Origin of the sequence: Bacillus sp. FSL K6-3200 (assembly GCF_038630485.1) — a bacterium.
GTDB lineage: Bacteria > Bacillota > Bacilli > Bacillales > Bacillaceae > Bacillus > Bacillus safensis.
Window position 1 is genome coordinate 2,681,026 of the sequence record NZ_CP152032.1, and the last position, 18,960, is coordinate 2,699,985.

Here is an 18,960-nt window from a genome sequence, read left to right on the forward strand (position 1 = left end):
GGAGTAGAAAATTATGGAATTTAAAAATCAAGTATACGGTATTATTGCAGAGGTTTGTCAGGATGACGTTGTGAAAGAAAATCCAGAGATTGCGATTTTTGAAGAAGGTCTTCTTGATTCATTTGGTACAGTAGAACTGCTTATGGCAATTGAAAGTCAACTCGGAATCACTGTTCCGATTACAGAATTCGATCGTGATGTGTGGGATACGCCGAATCATATTGCTGAGCAGCTGGCAGAGATGAAGTAATGAAAAAGCGTTTTTTTGGGCCGCTTATTTTAGCGGCTGTTCTATTCATTGGTGTTCTTCTTGTACCAAATGCATGGCTCTCACACCTGATCCCAAAAGACAAATTACAAAAGTCAGCCACAGAATTAGATCCAGGGATGTTTCAAGGGCTTTATTTACAAGATGAAATGCTAAAAGATCCAACTTATTTGCCGATCTATGGATCTTCTGAACTATCACGTTTTGATCCATATCACCCTTCGAATTTCTTTCATGAGAATCCTCAAGGGTTTACACCTTATCTTATTGGAAAAGGTGGATCGCAATCATTAATTCATGCGATGAACTTTGCAGCGCATATGGATGAATTAAAAGGGAAGAAGCTTGTCTTTATCGTGTCCCCGCAATGGTTTGTGAAATGGGGATCTGACGAGAATCACTTTGCACCGAACTATTCAGCTCTTCAAGCGCTGAATCTCGCCTATAATAAAGAAATTGATCCAACTATAAAAAAAGAGCTTATCAAAAGAATCATGAAGTTTAAAGCAGTCAAAAACGACATGGTGATTACAGAGCTTTTTAAAGCAGAGCTATCTGGGAACAAGTTCGCTTATGGCGCGATTTCTCCTATTGCGAAAATGTATTATGGCATGCTTCAAAAGAAAGACATGTACTATACAATTGGATCGGGCCCTGAGCGCAAGCTTCAACCGTCTCCTTCAGTCAAAGGAAAAACATGGGCTGAGCTTGAAAAAGAGGCGAGCATTTTTGGTGCGAAAAGAGCAGGGGACAACCCGTTTTATATTAACCAAAAACTGTTTGACCGCAAGCTGAAACCGATCATGAAAAAGATGAAGGATTCCCGTGAAGGTCATTCTTATGCGGAATCACCAGAATACAAAGATTTTCAGATCATGCTGGATATTTTAAAACAGGCAGGGGCAAAGCCTTTGTTTGTGACGATTCCTGTCAACGGAAAGTGGTATGATTACACCGGTTTTCCGAAAGAAGGCCGTACAGGTTATTATGAAAAAATCAATCGTCAAATTCGAGATAATGGGTATGAAGTCGCAGATTTGACTAAGCATGAGTACGATCCATATTTCTTTAAAGATACGATTCATGTGTCTTATAAAGGATGGGTGTACATCGATAAGGCAATTGAAAAGTTTTACAAAGAGCAGTAGAATGCAGCAGCTTTCTGCTGCTTTTTGTTTGTCGAATCGGCGGATATCTTGTATAACTAAGGGAAAAGGGCTATGCTGTAGATGGAGGCGATATGATGAATCGTTCTGAGAAAAAAGAACTATTAAAGCGTTCGAAGAAGCATTTTAATGATCATGCCTTTTGGGAAAAGTTAAAAAAGACGGCACAAAAAGCTGGTGTCTCTCTTGTCTATGCTGTGCTATTACTTTACTATACATTGCAAAAACCCGAAGTGCCGGTCAAAGCAAAGACTTTGATTATTGGAGCACTCGGATATTTTATCCTTCCACTTGATCTCATTCCTGATACATTGATTGGTGTCGGCTATACAGATGATTTAGGAGCCATTACATTTGCTCTGCTTCAAGTAGCAATGTACATTGATGATGATGTGAAAGGGAAAGCAAAAGACAGGCTATCAAAATGGTTCGGCGAAAAAACCGATACGTCTTTGATTGATCAAAAGCTTGAGGATGGCGGTATGCCGTCTGCATAAAAAAAGCCTCCGTTATTGGAGGCTTTAGCGTGTAGACAAACCCTCGCATTCGTTGTCAGGTCTGCGCTCCAGTGCTCACGAATGTTTCAATTCGCTCCGCTCTGGTGCTCGTCCTTCCTAGACTGCAAAGGTTTTCTATCACGCTGAAAAGAAGACAAAGGGCTAAAATCAAAATCATTTTAGCCCTTTGTCAACAATCTGAAGCCTCCGTTATTGGAGGCTTTTTTCTTTACCCTAAAAATTTCACGCAAACTGGATGAGGGACGGTAATGTCTGATTGTAAGACAGTGAGTCGTCCTGTTTCTTTGTCGCGTTTGTATAACACAAGATTGCTAGATTCTTGGTTTGAACCGACGAGGAATTCTTCTGTTGGATCAAGTACAAAATCTCTAGGCCAGTTTCCTTCAGAAGAAGCAATCTCGACAAGACTTAATTGGCCGTCAGCGTCTGCTTTAAAAATCGCAATGCTGTTATGACCGCGATTTCCTGCATAAACAAATTGGCCGTCTGAAGAGACATGAATGGCACTGCCTTGATTGTTCTCTGTAAAATCGCTTGGAATGGTCGCGATTGTTTGGATTTCTTCAAAATGACCATCTTCAAAGTAACGAAGCACAATGACCTCGGAGCTTAGCTCTGTCATTACATATGCCACAGGTTTCGTTGGGTGGAATGTGATATGACGAGGTCCGCTGCCTGGCTTTGTTTCAAATGTATGAGAAAGCTCAAGTTTGCCGTCTTCTTTCTTATACGTATAAATTCCATCTGTTCCAAGGTCAACAGCCACTGCAAATTGTTCATCTGGCGTGAGACCCATAAAGTGAGTGTGCGGTTTTTCCTGACGATCTTCGTTAGGGCCAGTTCCTTCATGCTGCGCCTGTGAGAGTGTGCGGATCACTGAGCCATTTTCAGCATCGATTTCATACATCTCTGCTGACCCTTTATGATAATTCGCTGTATACGCCGTTTTCGTTTGACTGTCCACGCTGACGTGGCAAGGAGAAGCTCCATCGGCAAGCTCTTGGTTGATGGAGTGAAGTCTGCCTGTTGTTGAATCAATTTGATACGCAGCAAGGCCGCCCTGTGATCCTTTTTTCACAACAGCATAAACAAACTTTTGATCCTCTGACACGGTTAAATATGTAGGATTTTCAAGTTCAGCAGCAACTTCTACTTGCTCAATCTGCTGCTTGTCCGTATTTAATGTAAATGTATAAACACCTTTACTGTCTCCCTTTGTATACGTACCGATATAACCTCTGATGTTAGCCATGTATTGCCCTCCTTCTATTAGATGCTCTCATTCTATCATAAATTCATAGGAAAACGCTTTAGAAAGGCATGCCAAAAGAAAAAACCAAGTTATTGAAATCTCACAATATTCATCAAAAATCATGTGAAAAAATATCACAAAAGTTTTCTCAAAAGAAAAGCGTTCATGTAAAGTAAATAAATTGAAGAAAAAATACAAAAAATTTTAAGTTTTTTCATTCCTTGTCTAGCAAAGGTGTAAGCGTATACATTTAATTTTGATTAGTCTAAATTGTCTAATAATTTTAAAAATGCTGTTGACACTGTATGGAAAGCGGCGTAAGATGGGTTCAACAAAAGCTAAACAAACACGCAGTGCAAGCGAGAGACGCTTCAATATAAAGTGTCTGAAAATTCAACTACTTTTTGTTTGAAAGAGAGGGTGCTCACTGAAAATGGAAGACCAAAAGGAACAATGGATCTTTTTAAACGATGAACTCGTGAAAAAAGAGGATGCGAAAATTTCAGTTTACGATCATGGCTTCTTATATGGCGACGGTGTTTTCGAAGGGATTCGCGTGTATAACGGAAATATCTTTCGAATGAAAGAACATTTAGACCGCCTGTATGATTCCGCCAGATCCATTATGCTGAACATTCCATATTCACTTGAGGAACTCACGGAGAAAATGATTCATACAGTTGAAAGGAACGGCCTAAAGGATGCCTATATCCGCCTTGTCGTCTCAAGAGGAGCGGGTGATCTTGGTTTAGATCCTAACAACTGCGGGAGAGCCAACACAGTGATCATTGTAGAGCCGCTGGCCATTTTTCCAAAGCACCTATATGAAACGGGTATTGATATTGTAACGGTTCCAACAAGACGAAATCGTCCAGATGTCCTTAGCCCAAAAGTGAAATCATTAAACTATTTGAATAACATTCTTGTCCGAATCGAAGCCCATATGGCCGGTGTGAGTGAAGCATTGATGCTGAACGATCAAGGGTACGTGGCGGAAGGTTCTGCAGACAACGTGTTTATTTATAAAAAAGGCAAGCTTTATACACCGCCAGGTTATATCGGCGCACTTGAAGGCATCACAAGAAATGCCATCATGGAGATTGCAGAAGACTTAGGCTACGAAGTGAAAGAAGAACCATTCACAAGACACGATGTGTATACAGCTGAAGAAGTATTTCTAACAGGTACTGCAGCCGAAGTCATCGCCGTTGTAAAAGTTGACGGCCGTACAATCGGTGAAGGGAAACCTGGGTTCCACACAAACAAACTTCTTGAACAATTCCGCAAGCGAGTAGTTGAAGAAGGAGAAAAAGTCGTTTTTGCAGATGAAAACATTCATGCAAGCTAAATAGATATCGATAAACGTTGAAGAGGACTAGTAGCTTTAGAGTCAGTATCTACAGAGAGCCGGTGCTAGCTGGAAACCGGTGTTACTTTCTAAAGTGAACTCACCTCTGAGTGTCTGCTTGAAATGATAGTAGGGCAGACCGAGTGACATTGCTCACTCGTTACCAAAATGGACGAAAGATGTCCATGAGACGGCAGCAGGATTTGCCGTGAACAAGGGTGGTACCGCGAAAAAACAAAGCTTTTTCGCCCCTTTGACCTAGTGAAAAGTAGTGTCATTGTGGGGTGAGAAGGCTTTTTTATATGGTCTCATATCTCTATCTTGAATAGAAAAGGGTGAAAGGACTTGACTGAAGCAAGACAAAGAGGAGGAAATCAAATGGGGACAAATGTACAAATGGAGACGGAAAAATCAAAAGCACCACAAACGATGAACGGTGCACTCATGTTAATTGAAGCACTCAAAAGAGAAAAAGTAGAAGTCATTTTTGGATATCCAGGTGGAGCGGTTTTGCCGATCTACGATAAAATTTACAATTCTGGTTTGTTTCATGTCCTTCCAAGACATGAGCAGGGAGCAATTCACGCAGCAGAAGGATACGCAAGGGTATCTGGTAAACCGGGAGTTGTCATTGCAACATCAGGACCTGGAGCGACAAACCTTGTCACAGGAATTGCAGATGCGATGATTGATTCACTTCCCCTTGTTGTATTCACAGGGCAGGTGGCAACCTCAGTCATTGGATCGGATGCTTTCCAAGAAGCAGATGTACTCGGCATCACAATGCCAATTACTAAGCACAGCTACCAGGTAAGAAATCCAGAGGAATTACCGGGTGTCATTAAAGAGGCATTCCATATCGCAACAACAGGCAGACCTGGTCCAGTTTTGATTGATATTCCAAAAGATGTCGCAGGCATTGAAGGAACGTTTGAATATGATCAGCCAATTGATTTACCTGGTTATCAGCCAAAAGTAGAGCCGAACTATTTGCAAATTCGCAAATTAGTAGAAGCTGTCAGCAGAGCGAAGAAACCAGTTATTCTAGCAGGAGCTGGCGTTCTTCATGGCAAAGCATCTGAAGAATTAAGACAGTATGTAGAGCAGCAGCAAATCCCAGTCGCTCATACACTGCTTGGACTTGGTGGATTCCCGGCAAAGCATCCTCTTTTCCTAGGGATGGCTGGTATGCATGGCACGTATGCAGCGAACATGGCTCTTCATCAATGTGACCTGCTCATTTCAATCGGAGCGAGATTTGATGACAGGGTAACAGGAAACCTCAATCATTTTGCGAAACATGCGAAGGTGGCTCATATTGACATCGACCCAGCGGAAATCGGCAAGAACATTCATACCCATATCCCAGTTGTTGGCGACAGTAAGCTAGTCCTTGAAGAACTGATCAAGCAAGACGGGAAACAAGCAGATGCTGACGAATGGAAAAACCAATTAGATCAGTGGAAGGAAGAATATCCACTCTGGTACGTTGAAAACGAAGCTGAAGGCTTTAAGCCTCAAAAGCTGATTGAATACATTCATCAATTCACTAAAGGTGAAGCCATTGTCGCAACTGATGTCGGACAGCATCAAATGTGGGCAGCACAATTCTATCCATTTGAAAATGCAGATAAGTGGGTAACATCTGGAGGCCTTGGCACAATGGGCTTCGGATTACCAGCAGCCATCGGCGCTCAGCTGGCTGATCAAGAGGCAACCGTTGTAGCGATTTTAGGAGACGGAGGTTTCCAAATGACCCTGCAAGAACTTGCCGTTATCCGTGAGCTGAACCTTCCAGTCAAAGTGATTGTACTCAATAATCACTGCCTTGGAATGGTAAGACAATGGCAAGAAATTTTCTACGAAGAGCGCTACTCACATTCTAAATTTTCAGAGCAGCCAGACTTCGTCAAATTATCTGAAGCTTATGGCATTAAAGGAATCCGAATCTCATCAGATGAAGAGGCGAAAGAAAAGCTTGAAGAAGCCTTAACCTCTAGAGAGCCTGTTTTCATCGATGTCAATGTAGCTAGAGATGAAAAAGTATTCCCAATGGTAGCACCAGGGAAAGGACTTCATGAGATGGTGGGGGTGAAACCTTGAAAAGAATTATTGTGTTGACTGTATTAAATCGATCAGGCGTACTGAACAGAATCACAGGCCTCTTTACCAAAAGACACTACAACATTGAAAGCATTACGGTCGGCCATTCTGAGATTCAAGATGTATCACGCATCACGTTCGTCGTCCATGTAGACCAGGAGAAAGACATCGAACAGCTGACAAAACAGCTGAACAAACAAATCGATGTTCTGAAAGTAACAGACATTACAAACCAATCAATCGTTCAGCGAGAGCTGGCTTTGATAAAAGTCGTATCTGCACCAGCATCTCGAATGGAGATCACGGGGGTCATTGAACCTTTTAGAGCTTCTATTGTAGATGTGAGCAGAGAGAGTGTCGTCATTCAGGTGACAGGTGAGTCTTCAAAAATTGAAGCACTCATTGAATTACTTAAGCCATACGGCATTAAAGAAGTCGCCAGAACTGGCACCACGGCCTTTGCGAGAGATAATCAGCAAAAGCCGCAAACAAATAAAACAATTTCAATTGTCTAAACAAAAAGGAGAGAGTCAAATGGTAAAAGTATATTATAACGGTGATATTCAAGAAAACGTATTAAATGGTCAAAAGGTAGCGATCATTGGTTATGGATCACAAGGTCATGCACATGCATTGAACTTAAAAGAAAGCGGCGTAGATGTGATCGTCGGCGTGAGAAAAGGCGGATCTTATACAAAAGCACAAGAAGACGGCCATCAAGTATTCACAGTAAAAGAAGCAGCAGCACAAGCAGACGTAGTCATGGTACTACTTCCAGATGAGCAGCAAAAGAAAGTATATGATGAAGAAATCAAAGATCAATTAGAAGCTGGCAACTCACTTGTATTCGCTCACGGATTCAACGTTCACTTCCATCAAATTGTTCCTCCAAGTGACGTAGACGTGTATCTAGTAGCTCCAAAAGGTCCAGGACATCTTGTGAGAAGAACATATGAGCAAGGCGCTGGTGTACCTGCCCTATTTGCTATCTATCAAGATGTATCTGGCCAAGCGAAAGACAAAGCACTTGCTTATGCAAAAGCGATCGGCGGAGCAAGAGCGGGCGTTCTTGAAACAACATTTAAAGAAGAAACAGAAACGGATCTATTCGGTGAGCAGGCAGTTCTTTGTGGAGGTCTTACTTCACTAGTAAAAGCAGGATTCGAAACGTTAACAGAAGCTGGTTACCAGCCAGAGCTTGCATACTTCGAGTGTCTGCATGAACTGAAATTGATCGTTGACCTTATGTATGAAGAAGGATTAGAAGGTATGAGATATTCAATCTCTGATACAGCACAATGGGGGGACTTCGTATCAGGACCACGTGTTGTGGATGCAAAAGTAAAAGAATCGATGAAAGCTGTTTTGACTGATATCCAAAACGGAACATTTGCAAAAGAATGGATTGTTGAAAACCAAGTGAATCGCCCACGTTTCAATGCGATCAATGCAAATGAAAATGAGCACCAAATTGAAATCGTTGGTAGAAAGCTTCGTGAAATGATGCCTTTCGTTAAACAAGGAAAGAAAAAGGAAGCGGTGAGCGTCGGTGCGGAAAATTAATTTTTTTGACACAACACTTCGGGATGGAGAGCAATCACCAGGAGTGAACTTAAATGCACAAGAAAAGCTTATCATTGCAAAGCAGCTTGAGCGCCTTGGGGTTAATATCATTGAAGCGGGTTTTCCCGCTTCATCCCGAGGGGATTTCTTAGGCGTACAAGAAATAGCAAGAACGATTAAAAACTGTTCTGTTGCTGGTCTTGCACGATGTGTGAAAGGTGACATTGATGCTGCATGGGAAGCATTAAAAGATGGAGTGGAGCCAAGGCTTCATGTCTTTATTGCCACTTCTGACATTCACCTGAAGCATAAACTAAAGAAAACACGTGAAGAAGTCGTAGAACAGGCTGTCGCAATGGTGAAATATGCGAAAGAACGTTTTCCAGTTGTCCAATGGTCAGCAGAAGATGCGTGCCGTACAGATCTTGCTTTCTTAGCAGAAATTGTAGAAAAGGTCATTGACGCGGGGGCGAGTGTCATTAACTTGCCAGATACAGTTGGATACCTAGCGCCAAAAGAGTACGGAAATATCTTTAAATATATGAAGGAACACGTTCCAAATATCGACCGTGTCAACTTGTCCGCTCACTGTCACGATGATCTAGGAATGGCTGTGGCAAACTCACTTGCTGCTATTGAAAATGGCGCAGATCAAATTGAAACGGCTGTCAACGGAATTGGCGAGCGCGCTGGAAATGCCGCGTTAGAAGAAATTGCAGTAGCTCTTCATATTCGAAAAGACTTTTACCAAGTCGAATCAACGATTCAATTGAATGAAATTAAGCGTACAAGTGATGTAGTGAGCAAATACTCAGGAATGATTGTGCCACGTAATAAAGCAGTCGTTGGAAACAACGCTTTTGCACATGAATCAGGTATTCACCAAGATGGCTTCCTCAAAGAAAAAACAACCTATGAAATTATTTCTCCAGAGCTTGTCGGTGTGACAACAGATGTGCTTGTCCTTGGAAAACACTCCGGAAGACACGCGTTTAAAGACCGCATGAAAACACTAGGCTTTAAACTAACGGAAGACGAAATCAATAAATTCTTTGAGACTTTCAAGAACTTGACAGAGAAGAAGAAAGAAATTACAGATGATGATTTGATCTCTATCATATTAGAAGAAAAAGTAGCAGATCGAAAAATTGGCTACGAATTTGAAAGTCTGCAAGTGCACTATGGAACAGAACAAATGCCAACAGCAACGGTTTCGCTGAAAAACCAAGAAACGCAGGAAGTCATCCAAGAAGCAGCTACAGGTGCAGGCAGTGTAGAAGCTGTGTACAACACGCTTGAGCGCTGTATGGAGGAAAGAATTCATTTGCTGGACTACCGCATTCAATCAAATGGAAAAGGCAGAGATGCACTAGCTGAAGTATATGTCACTGTTTCAATAGAAGGAAAAGAAACAGCAGGACGCGGAGTAGCGCAAGATGTGCTTGAAGCATCGGCGAAAGCTTACGTCAATGCAGTGAACAGGCATTTAATCTTCAAATCAAATCTGATTGAAATTGAGAAACATCACGCGATCTCATAGGAAAGGAGGAAGGTTCTCATGAAAAAGAAAATTGCACTTTTGCCCGGCGATGGAATCGGACCGGAAGTCGTGACCTCTGCAGTCGCTGTCCTTCAAGAGACAGCGGCGAAATTTAGGCACGAATTCGAATTCGAAACTGCGCTCATTGGCGGTATCGCAATAGATGAAAAAAACAACCCGCTTCCAAAGGAAACAGTAGATGTATGCAAAAGCGCTGATGCGATTTTATTAGGAGCAGTCGGCGGACCAAAGTGGGATCAAAACCCGCCAGAGCTTCGTCCAGAAAAAGGCTTACTCGCCATTCGTAAACAGCTGGACTTATTTGCAAACATCCGCCCTGTAAAGGTGTTCGATAGTTTAAGCGAGGCATCTCCGTTAAAACAGGATCACATTAACGGAGTCGATTTCGTCATCGTTCGTGAATTAACAGGCGGTCTCTATTTTGGTGAACCAAGCGAACGCTATACGGATGATGAAGGAAAAGAAGCTGCCGTTGATACGCTCTTTTATACAAAGGAAGAAATTGTCCGCGTATTAAAAGAAGCGTTCGACATGGCTTTAACGAGACGGAAAAAAGTGACGTCTGTGGATAAAGCGAATGTCCTTGCTTCTAGTAAACTATGGCGGGATGCGGTAGAAGAAGTTGCTGCCCAATATCCAGAAGTTGAATTTGAGCATATGCTCGTCGATAATGCTGCCATGCAGCTGATTTACAAGCCCGCTCAATTTGATGTCATTGTAACAGAGAATATGTTCGGTGACATTTTAAGCGATGAAGCTTCGATGATTACTGGATCACTCGGCATGCTGCCATCTGCTAGTTTATCAAGCACTGGCCTTCATTTATATGAGCCAATTCATGGTTCAGCACCCGATATTGCGGGGCAAAACGTTGCAAACCCTCTGGCAACCATTTTATCAGCAGCAAGCTTGCTTAGAACATCCTTTGCATTAGAAGAAGAAGCGGCTGCAATAGAAGAAGCTGTGGAAACTGTTCTTGCCTCTGGCAAACGAACAAAAGATTTAGCAGCAAAAGAGGGAACATATCAAACGACTGAAGAAATTACTAATGCGGTTGTAGACGCACTCAAGCAGCGCGTACAAACCATTGTATAAATAGAATCTTGTGGAATTAGATAGAGGGAGGAAAAGGGTTATGCCTCGAACAATCATCGAAAAAATATGGGATCAGCATGTAGTCAAAAGCGGCGAGGGGAAACCAGACCTTTTATATATTGATCTGCACTTGGTGCATGAAGTGACATCACCTCAAGCATTTGAAGGATTAAGACAAAAAGGGCGCAAGGTGAGAAGACCTCAAAACACGTTTGCGACGATGGATCACAACATCCCAACTGTGAATCGATTTGTGATCAAAGATGAGATTGCTAAAAAGCAAGTGAGTGCCTTAGAGCGCAACTGTGCGGAATTTGGCGTTCGTCTTGCTGACCTTCATAGTGTTGACCAAGGAATCGTCCATGTCGTTGGACCGGAGCTTGGATTGACACTTCCGGGGAAAACAATCGTTTGTGGAGATAGTCATACATCAACTCACGGCGCGTTTGGCGCACTTGCCTTTGGAATCGGTACAAGTGAGGTTGAACATGTACTTTCTACACAAACACTTTGGCAGCAGCGTCCGAAAACGTTAGAAATTAGAGTAGACGGAAAGCTTCAAAAAGGGGTAACTGCCAAAGATGTCATTTTAGCTGTCATTGGTGCACACGGCGTGAAGTTCGGTTCAGGTTATGTCATTGAATACACTGGGGAAGTATTCAGAAACATGACGATGGATGAGCGGATGACCGTTTGTAACATGTCAATTGAAGCAGGCGCAAGAGCAGGGTTGATTGCACCTGATGAAATCACCTTCGAATATTGCCGCGGCCGCAAATATGCACCGCAGGGCGAAGACTTCGAAGCAGCTATGAAAGAATGGGAAGAACTTAGAACAGATCCAGGTGCAACCTATGATAAAACCATTGTGTTAGATGGAAATAAGATTTCACCAATGGTTACGTGGGGAATTAACCCAGGAATGGTACTCCCTGTGGATGCATCAATCCCAGGACCTGAGGACTTTGCACAAGAAGATGATCAAAAAGAAGCGATTCGTGCTTACGAATACATGGGTGTCCACCCGCATCAGCGTATAGAAGATATTACGATTGAGCATGTCTTTATCGGCTCATGTACGAACTCAAGAATGACTGATTTACGCCAAGCTGCTTCTATGATTGAAGGACAAAAAGTAGCAGATCATGTCAGAGCGATAGTGGTGCCTGGCTCTCAAAGTGTTAAATTGCAAGCAGAAGAAGAAGGTCTTCATGAAATCTTCCTTGAAGCAGGATTTGAATGGAGAGAATCTGGCTGCAGTATGTGTCTGAGTATGAATAACGATGTGGTACCGGAGGGCGAGCGCTGCGCGTCCACATCAAACCGTAACTTTGAGGGGCGTCAAGGGAAGGGTGCGAGAACGCATCTTGTCAGCCCGGCAATGGCTGCAATGGCTGCGATACATGGCCGATTTGTCGATGTCAGGAAGTTTAATCAAGAGAAAACAGTCGTGTAAGGAGTTGTCATAGATGGAGCCTTTAGTCACTCATAAAGGAAAAGCCGCTGTGCTTAACCGAATCAATGTAGATACAGATCAAATTATTCCGAAGCAATTTTTAAAAAGAATCGAACGAACAGGATATGGCCGCTTTGCCTTTTTCGACTGGCGTTATTTAGCCGATGGCAGCCCAAATCCCGATTTCGAACTAAATCAGCCGATTTATGAAGGAGCATCCATTTTGATCGCAGGGGAGAACTTTGGCTGCGGATCATCTAGGGAACATGCTCCTTGGGCGCTTGATGATTATGGCTTTAAAATTGTCATCGCACCATCATTTGCAGATATATTTCATCAAAACTGCTTTAAAAATGGGATGCTTCCGATTCGCCTTGATTATGATGTGTGGAAAACCTTCGCTGCGTCATATGAGAACAAAGGATATGAGATGACGGTTGATCTTGAAAAACAGCAAATAGAAGATCACGAAGGGAATATCACCCCTTTTCAAGTCGACCCTCACTGGAGAGAAATGCTCCTAAATGGTTATGATGAGATTTCATTAACATTACTACTAGAAGATGACATTCAAGCATTTGAAGAAAAGCGCAGCAGCTGGCTGCGCGCCTAAGCAACGAGAAGCTGTCCGCCCGAGGTGTGACGGCTTCTTTTTTGCATGAAAACCTCTCGTTACTTGTGTTTACTAATCTTCGTTGGTAAACTGATAAAAAATATGCGCCCGAAAGGAACGTAAGCATGAAGCATGACAAGAAGAAAGACAATGTCATTTTGTTTCCTGGTCTGAAAGAAAGACTGATTGAAAAAGGAATGGCAGCATTAAAAGATAAACAGTATCAAGAGGCGCTTCACTTGTTTTCAGAAGCAAAATCGTATGATGACGATGAAGAATCCGATATTCACCTCGGAATGGCCATTTGTTTTCTGGAGCTGGGTGAGCTGCAGGATGCAAAGCGTGTTTGTGAAAAAATGCTGCATGAAGGATATGGTCACTATTTCACTGTGCTCCAAGTGTATATGACGATCTTAATTCAGCTGAAAGAATATGAAGAAGTCAAACAGACGATTGAGGCTGTGCTCGAGGAAAACCATCTTCCGGCAGAAAGCGCGGAGCATTTTTACAAACTGCTCGAATTTAGTAGAAAAATGATCGACTCACCTGAAGAGATTTTAGATGATGATGAGGACGCCGGAAGTGAGGTCAACATAGATGACATGCTAAAGCGGCCGGAAGAACAGGTACAGTTCATCCATTCATTGAAAGACCGGAATATTACACCGCACATGGGTCTATTAAATACAATCTTACAAAATCCTGATGGGAACCCTTTGGTTAAATCAATGATCCTGCAGCTTCTGGCAGATCATGATGTGGCAAAGCCGGTTCATGTGACAAAATTCGGTGATTCTTTAACCCTTATTCCTTCTGAAGCTGTAAAGCCAGAGCAGATGCCGCTTCTTCAGCAAGTGCTTCGTATGCTCGATGATACGCTCGGCAATGAGAACCCAACCCTTTACCAAGGCGTGGAAGAGTTATGGCGCCGGCACTTATTTGTGCTGTATCCATTTCTTCCTAAGTACACAGATCCAAGTCTTTGGGCAGCGGCACTTCATAAAGTCGGCTATGAAATGCATGGAATCGAGATCGAACTCGAAGAATTGCATCTATTGTATGAATTTAACGAACGAGAGCTGAGAGAAGCTTGCACAATGCTGAAAGATATTGAAGAAATTTCTTATTTGTAATTTGTCGATTTAGTTGAAAGACGCACTTGTTATGTTATAATATAATGGTTGTATTTGTGCATATATAGTGCAGTTGTCAGATTCCAACGGTTGAAAGACGATATGTATAATCAAGTCAAATGTTGTATACATAATGCAAGCTTCTTAGCGGAGTGCGTGGTTTTTGATTGGACGAAGTCTTTATGATGCTTTAGAATGGAGCAACGCACAATCTGAATAGATTTTTGGAGGGAAACACACATGTCAGTAAAATGGGAAAAACAAGAAGGTAACGAAGGCGTTCTAACTGTAGAAGTTGACGCTGAAACATTTAACAAAGCACTTGATGATGCATTTAAGAAAGTGGTTAAGCAAGTATCAATCCCTGGATTCCGTAAAGGGAAAGTGCCACGTGGTCTTTTCGAGCAGCGTTTTGGTGTAGAATCTCTTTATCAAGATGCACTAGATATTCTTCTTCCAGTTGAATATCCAAAAGCAATCGATGAAGCTGGTATCGAGCCAGTTGACCGCCCTGAAATCGATGTTGAGAAAATCGAAAAAGGCGAAAACTTAATCTTCACTGCAAAAGTAACAGTGAAGCCTGAAGTAAAACTTGGTGACTACAAAGGTCTTAACGTAGAAAAAGACGACACAGCTGTCACTGATGAAGATGTACAAGAAGAGCTAAAAGGCATGCAAAACCGTCAAGCTGAGCTTGTTGTCAAAGAAGAAGGCGCAATCGAAAACGGCGATACAGTTGTTCTTGATTTCGAAGGATTCGTTGATGGAGAAGCATTCGAAGGCGGAAAAGCTGAGAACTACTCTCTTGAAGTTGGTTCTGGTTCATTCATCCCTGGTTTCGAAGAGCAATTAGTTGGTCTTGAAGCTGGCGCTGAAAAAGACGTAGAAGTTACATTCCCAGAAGAATATCATGCTGAAGACCTTGCAGGTAAACCAGCTGTATTCAAAGTGAAAATTCATGAAATCAAAGCAAAAGAACTTCCAGCACTTGACGATGAGTTCGCTAAAGATGTTGATGAAGAAGTAGAAACGCTTGCTGAATTAACTGAAAAAACGAAGAAACGTCTTGAAGAAGCAAAAGAAAACGAAGCAGAAGGAAAACTTCGTGAAGAGTTAGTTGCGAAAGCTTCTGAAAATGCGGAAGTTGACATCCCACAAGCGATGGTTGACACAGAGCTAGACCGCATGATGAAAGAATTCGAACAACGTCTTCAAATGCAAGGAATGAACCTTGAGCTTTACTTCCAATTCTCTGGACAAGATGAAAATGCGCTGAAAGAGCAAATGAAAGAAGATGCTGCTAAACGCGTTAAATCTAACCTAACACTTGAAGCAATTGCTGCTGCAGAAAACTTACAAGTGTCTGACGAAGAAGTGGAAGAAGAACTTTCAAAAATGGCTGAAGCATACAACATGCCAATTGAAAACATCAAACAAGCGATCGGATCTACTGAAGCAATGAAAGAAGATCTAAAAGTTCGTAAAGCAATTGATTTTCTTGTAGAAAACCGTTAATATGGTGCATAATAATAAAACAGGGCGCGAGTGACTCGTGCCTTGTTTTGTACAATTTTTGACTTATCATCGCTTCTTTTGGAAACGATAGTGTAAGTCGCATCTTTCTGTCATACATATCTCAATGTGCAGTGTTAGAAACACATCGTTACCGTCTTTTAGGAAAGTATGGTAAAATGCATACATACTGGACCCAGAAAGGTAGCTGACTGTTAGCTACAGGCAAGTGAAGAAGAATAAGGGGTGAAAGAATGTTTAAATTCAACGAGGAAAAAGGTCAATTAAAATGCTCGTTTTGCGGAAAAACGCAAGATCAAGTGCGTAAACTGGTCGCAGGACCTGGCGTATATATATGTGATGAATGTATCGAGCTTTGCACGGAAATAGTTGAAGAAGAGCTCGGCACTGAGGAAGAAGTTGAATTCAAGGATGTTCCGAAGCCTCATGAAATTCGGGAGATTCTTGATGAATATGTCATCGGACAAGACAATGCGAAAAAATCCTTAGCTGTAGCGGTGTATAACCATTACAAACGGATTAATTCCAACAGCAAGATTGATGATGTTGAGCTTTCGAAAAGTAATATTTCTATGATTGGACCAACAGGAAGCGGTAAAACATTACTTGCTCAAACACTTGCTCGTATTTTAAATGTTCCATTTGCGATCGCAGATGCAACATCATTAACTGAAGCAGGTTATGTTGGTGAAGACGTAGAGAATATTTTACTAAAGCTGATCCAGGCAGCGGATTATGATGTAGAAAAAGCGGAAAAAGGCATTATCTACATCGATGAGATCGATAAAGTAGCAAGAAAATCAGAAAACCCTTCTATCACTCGCGATGTATCTGGGGAAGGCGTCCAGCAAGCCCTTTTGAAAATTCTTGAAGGAACAGTCGCTAGTGTACCGCCTCAAGGTGGACGTAAGCACCCACATCAAGAATTCATTCAAATTGATACGACGAACATCCTCTTCATTTGTGGAGGAGCCTTTGACGGGATTGAGCAAATCATCAAACGCCGCTTAGGTCAAAAAGTCATTGGATTCGGTGCGGAAAATAAAGTCGAAGATCTTGAAAAAGAAGTCCTTCTATCAAAGGTACTGCCAGAAGACTTGCTTCGCTTCGGTTTAATTCCAGAATTCATCGGTCGTCTACCGGTTATTGCAAGCCTAGAGCCGTTAGATGAAAAAGCACTTGTAGAAATCTTGACGAAGCCTAAAAATGCGCTTGTTAAGCAATATACAAAAATGCTTGAGCTTGACGATGTAGAGCTTGAATTTGAAGAAGATGCTCTTAGCGAAATTGCGAAAAAGGCAATTGAGCGTAAAACAGGAGCTCGTGGTCTTCGCTCAATCATTGAAGGCATCATGCTTGATGTCATGTTTGACCTTCCATCTCGTGATGATATTGAAAAATGTGTCATCACTGGTGCAACGGTTGCTGATGGTGAGCCGCCGCGTCTTGTGTTAAAAGATGGCACAGTCGTTAATAAAGATACAAAAACATCTGCATAAGAGAAGTTATCACTCCTGAATCATTTAGATTCAGGAGTTTTTTATTTATCGTGGAAGACGTGTTTATTCCGTCCAGCTCTAGGAAATACTAGCAGACAGAAACCAATACATAAGATAGATGAAGGAGGGAGCACCGATTGAGCTGGACAGGAATCGTATTATTCATACAGCTGTTCTTTGGTATCGTCATCGGGCTGTACTTTTGGAACTTACTGCGAAATCAGCGCACACAAAAGGTGACGATAGACAAAGAATCAAAGAAAGAAATGGAAGCACTCAGAAAGATGCGGTCAATCAAGCTGAGTGAGCCTTTATCAGAGAGAGTCCGGCCAAAGGGATTTCAAGATATTGTAGGGCAGGAAGATGGCATTCGTGCTCTAAAAGCAGCGCTGTGCGGACCGAATCCTCAGCATGTCATTGTCTACGGACCACCGGGGGTGGGAAAAACAGCCGCAGCCCGTCTTGTTATGGAAGAAGCGAAACGTCATGCTGATTCACCGTTTAAGAAAGATGCGGTATTTGTGGAGCTCGATGCCACAACCGCAAGATTCGATGAACGTGGCATTGCAGACCCACTCATTGGCTCCGTGCATGACCCGATTTACCAAGGGGCGGGAGCGATGGGACAGGCAGGCATTCCGCAGCCAAAACAAGGAGCCGTTACGCATGCTCATGGCGGGGTTCTGTTTATCGATGAAATTGGTGAACTGCATCCGATCCAAATGAACAAAATGCTCAAAGTGCTGGAAGATCGGAAAGTATTTTTAGACAGTGCTTACTACAGTGAGGAAAACACTCAAATTCCGAATCACATTCATGATATTTTTCAAAATGGGCTTCCGGCTGATTTTCGATTGATTGGTGCGACGACAAGAACACCTGAAGAAATTCCGCCAGCGATTCGATCCAGATGTTTAGAAATTTTCTTTAAAGACCTTGACCAGCATGAACTGAAAATCGTCGCTGCTAAGGCTGTCCAAAAAATTCAAAAGGAATTAAGTGATGAAGGGCTGAACTTGTTAACCTCCTATGTGAAAAATGGACGTGAAGCGGTCAACATGGTGCAGATTGCCGCTGGTATGGCGGTGACGGAAAACCGAAAAGACATCACGATTGAAGATGTAGAATGGGTTATTCATTCAAGCCAGCTGACACCAAGATATGAACAAAAAGTACCAGAAAAGCCAAAAGTGGGGGTCGTCAATGGACTGGCTGTTTATGGACCAAACAGCGGTGCCCTGCTTGAGATTGAAGTGAATATCTGTAAGGCGCTTGAAAAGGGAAGTATCAACATTACAGGCATTGCAGAAGAAGAAAGCATTGGCAATCAGTCGAAATCTATTCGACGAAAAAGTATGGCCAAAGGGTCAGTTGAAAATGTATTAACGGTGCTTCGAAATTTAGGTATTCGGACAAATGAATATGACATCCATATTAATTTTCCAGGCGGTGCCCCAATTGATGGACCGTCTGCTGGGATTGCCATGGCGACCGCAATCTTCTCAGCCATACATCAAATTCCGATTGATCATCTGACAGCCATGACGGGTGAAATCGGATTGCAGGGCCAGGTGAAGCCAATCGGTGGTGTGATACCGAAGATTAAGGCAGCGAAGCAGGCTGGTGCCACAACCGTCATTATTCCTTATGACAATCAGCAGTCGATCTTAAAGGAGATTGAAGGGGTCACCATTGTGCCTGTGAAGCACTTCCAAGAGGTGCTGGATCAGTGTCTGGTCAATCCGCCAGACGAGAAGAAAGATGGACTAGAAGACGAAATGAAAAGAAAATCTGTTTAATCCCCATCACATATGGGGATTTTTTAGTGAAATAGATCTTTTTTTCTTTTTCA

Annotated in this window: 16 protein-coding genes and 1 other annotated feature; of the genes, 15 read left to right on the forward strand and 1 reads right to left on the reverse strand. The window is 42.4% G+C overall.

Annotated features, from left to right (window positions below):
- The first annotated feature begins 13 nt into the window (after nucleotides 1-13).
- From dltC to MHI60_RS13660, 3 genes are all read left to right on the forward strand, one after another.
- Nucleotides 14-250 (forward strand): D-alanine--poly(phosphoribitol) ligase subunit 2, encoded by a 237-nt coding sequence (dltC, locus tag MHI60_RS13650; RefSeq protein WP_024423191.1) that lies wholly within the window; start codon nucleotides 14-16, stop codon nucleotides 248-250.
- Nucleotides 250-1,416, forward strand: a complete 1,167-nt coding sequence (gene dltD, locus MHI60_RS13655; RefSeq protein WP_144484818.1) for a D-alanyl-lipoteichoic acid biosynthesis protein DltD — start codon at nucleotides 250-252, stop codon at nucleotides 1,414-1,416. Before dltC ends, dltD begins: the two co-directional genes overlap by 1 nt.
- A gap of 95 nt (nucleotides 1,417-1,511) precedes the next feature.
- A complete protein-coding gene (locus MHI60_RS13660) occupies nucleotides 1,512-1,931 on the forward strand; it encodes a YkvA family protein (protein ID WP_034279788.1) in 420 nt (139 codons plus the stop codon).
- Nucleotides 1,932-2,160: 229 nt separating this feature from the next.
- Here MHI60_RS13660 and MHI60_RS13665 read toward each other — a convergent pair whose 3' ends face one another.
- On the reverse strand, nucleotides 2,161-3,204 hold the full coding sequence (locus MHI60_RS13665; RefSeq protein ID WP_144484816.1) for a lactonase family protein: 1,044 nt from the start codon (nucleotides 3,202-3,204) through the stop codon (nucleotides 2,161-2,163).
- Nucleotides 3,205-3,637: 433 nt separating this feature from the next.
- Here MHI60_RS13665 and ilvE point away from each other — a divergent pair, with 433 nt between their 5' ends.
- From ilvE to lonB, 12 genes are all read left to right on the forward strand, one after another.
- Nucleotides 3,638-4,552 carry a branched-chain-amino-acid transaminase gene (gene ilvE, locus MHI60_RS13670; RefSeq protein ID WP_024427825.1) on the forward strand — a complete coding sequence of 305 codons (915 nt, stop codon included), beginning with the start codon at nucleotides 3,638-3,640 and terminating at the stop codon, nucleotides 4,550-4,552.
- A gap of 8 nt (nucleotides 4,553-4,560) precedes the next feature.
- Nucleotides 4,561-4,808 (forward strand) — a binding site (T-box leader).
- Between the two features lie 122 nt (nucleotides 4,809-4,930).
- Complete coding sequence (ilvB, locus tag MHI60_RS13675; RefSeq protein WP_024427826.1) at nucleotides 4,931-6,655, forward strand: acetolactate synthase large subunit; 1,725 nt, start codon at nucleotides 4,931-4,933, stop codon at nucleotides 6,653-6,655.
- Nucleotides 6,652-7,170 carry an acetolactate synthase small subunit gene (gene ilvN, locus MHI60_RS13680; protein ID WP_007501584.1) on the forward strand — a complete coding sequence of 173 codons (519 nt, stop codon included), beginning with the start codon at nucleotides 6,652-6,654 and terminating at the stop codon, nucleotides 7,168-7,170. The genes ilvB and ilvN overlap by 4 nt, the downstream gene beginning before the upstream one ends.
- A gap of 19 nt (nucleotides 7,171-7,189) precedes the next feature.
- Complete coding sequence (ilvC, locus tag MHI60_RS13685) at nucleotides 7,190-8,218, forward strand: ketol-acid reductoisomerase (RefSeq protein ID WP_024423187.1); 1,029 nt, start codon at nucleotides 7,190-7,192, stop codon at nucleotides 8,216-8,218.
- Entirely contained in the window at nucleotides 8,205-9,758 is a 1,554-nt protein-coding gene (locus MHI60_RS13690) for a 2-isopropylmalate synthase (RefSeq protein WP_024423186.1), read from the forward strand. Before ilvC ends, MHI60_RS13690 begins: the two co-directional genes overlap by 14 nt.
- A gap of 18 nt (nucleotides 9,759-9,776) precedes the next feature.
- Nucleotides 9,777-10,874 carry a 3-isopropylmalate dehydrogenase gene (leuB, locus tag MHI60_RS13695; protein WP_144484814.1) on the forward strand — a complete coding sequence of 366 codons (1,098 nt, stop codon included), beginning with the start codon at nucleotides 9,777-9,779 and terminating at the stop codon, nucleotides 10,872-10,874.
- Nucleotides 10,875-10,914: 40 nt separating this feature from the next.
- Complete coding sequence (gene leuC / locus MHI60_RS13700; RefSeq protein WP_144484812.1) at nucleotides 10,915-12,330, forward strand: 3-isopropylmalate dehydratase large subunit; 1,416 nt, start codon at nucleotides 10,915-10,917, stop codon at nucleotides 12,328-12,330.
- A gap of 13 nt (nucleotides 12,331-12,343) precedes the next feature.
- On the forward strand, nucleotides 12,344-12,943 hold the full coding sequence (gene leuD, locus MHI60_RS13705; protein WP_024423183.1) for a 3-isopropylmalate dehydratase small subunit: 600 nt from the start codon (nucleotides 12,344-12,346) through the stop codon (nucleotides 12,941-12,943).
- Nucleotides 12,944-13,068: 125 nt separating this feature from the next.
- Entirely contained in the window at nucleotides 13,069-14,076 is a 1,008-nt protein-coding gene (ddcA, locus tag MHI60_RS13710; RefSeq protein WP_111292155.1) for a DNA damage checkpoint antagonist DdcA, read from the forward strand.
- Nucleotides 14,077-14,316: 240 nt separating this feature from the next.
- Nucleotides 14,317-15,591, forward strand: a complete 1,275-nt coding sequence (gene tig, locus MHI60_RS13715; protein ID WP_025092483.1) for a trigger factor — start codon at nucleotides 14,317-14,319, stop codon at nucleotides 15,589-15,591.
- A 251-nt stretch (nucleotides 15,592-15,842) separates the two neighbouring features.
- On the forward strand, nucleotides 15,843-17,108 hold the full coding sequence (clpX, locus tag MHI60_RS13720; protein WP_024423180.1) for an ATP-dependent protease ATP-binding subunit ClpX: 1,266 nt from the start codon (nucleotides 15,843-15,845) through the stop codon (nucleotides 17,106-17,108).
- A 137-nt stretch (nucleotides 17,109-17,245) separates the two neighbouring features.
- Nucleotides 17,246-18,907 (forward strand): ATP-dependent protease LonB, encoded by a 1,662-nt coding sequence (gene lonB, locus MHI60_RS13725; protein ID WP_056768038.1) that lies wholly within the window; start codon nucleotides 17,246-17,248, stop codon nucleotides 18,905-18,907.
- The last annotated feature ends 53 nt before the right edge of the window (nucleotides 18,908-18,960 follow it).

Coding starts and splice junctions, on each gene's coding strand:
- MHI60_RS13660 (WP_034279788.1), top strand. CDS start 1,512: ATGAATCGTTCTGAGAAAAAAGAACTATTAAAGCGTTCGAAGAAGCAT.
- dltD (WP_144484818.1), top strand. CDS start 250: ATGAAAAAGCGTTTTTTTGGGCCGCTTATTTTAGCGGCTGTTCTATTC.
- MHI60_RS13665 (WP_144484816.1), bottom strand. CDS start 3,204: ATGGCTAACATCAGAGGTTATATCGGTACGTATACAAAGGGAGACAGT.
- ilvC (WP_024423187.1), top strand. CDS start 7,190: ATGGTAAAAGTATATTATAACGGTGATATTCAAGAAAACGTATTAAAT.
- leuC (WP_144484812.1), top strand. CDS start 10,915: ATGCCTCGAACAATCATCGAAAAAATATGGGATCAGCATGTAGTCAAA.
- leuD (WP_024423183.1), top strand. CDS start 12,344: ATGGAGCCTTTAGTCACTCATAAAGGAAAAGCCGCTGTGCTTAACCGA.
- leuB (WP_144484814.1), top strand. CDS start 9,777: ATGAAAAAGAAAATTGCACTTTTGCCCGGCGATGGAATCGGACCGGAA.
- ilvE (WP_024427825.1), top strand. CDS start 3,638: ATGGAAGACCAAAAGGAACAATGGATCTTTTTAAACGATGAACTCGTG.
- dltC (WP_024423191.1), top strand. CDS start 14: ATGGAATTTAAAAATCAAGTATACGGTATTATTGCAGAGGTTTGTCAG.
- clpX (WP_024423180.1), top strand. CDS start 15,843: ATGTTTAAATTCAACGAGGAAAAAGGTCAATTAAAATGCTCGTTTTGC.
- ddcA (WP_111292155.1), top strand. CDS start 13,069: ATGAAGCATGACAAGAAGAAAGACAATGTCATTTTGTTTCCTGGTCTG.
- ilvB (WP_024427826.1), top strand. CDS start 4,931: ATGGGGACAAATGTACAAATGGAGACGGAAAAATCAAAAGCACCACAA.
- tig (WP_025092483.1), top strand. CDS start 14,317: ATGTCAGTAAAATGGGAAAAACAAGAAGGTAACGAAGGCGTTCTAACT.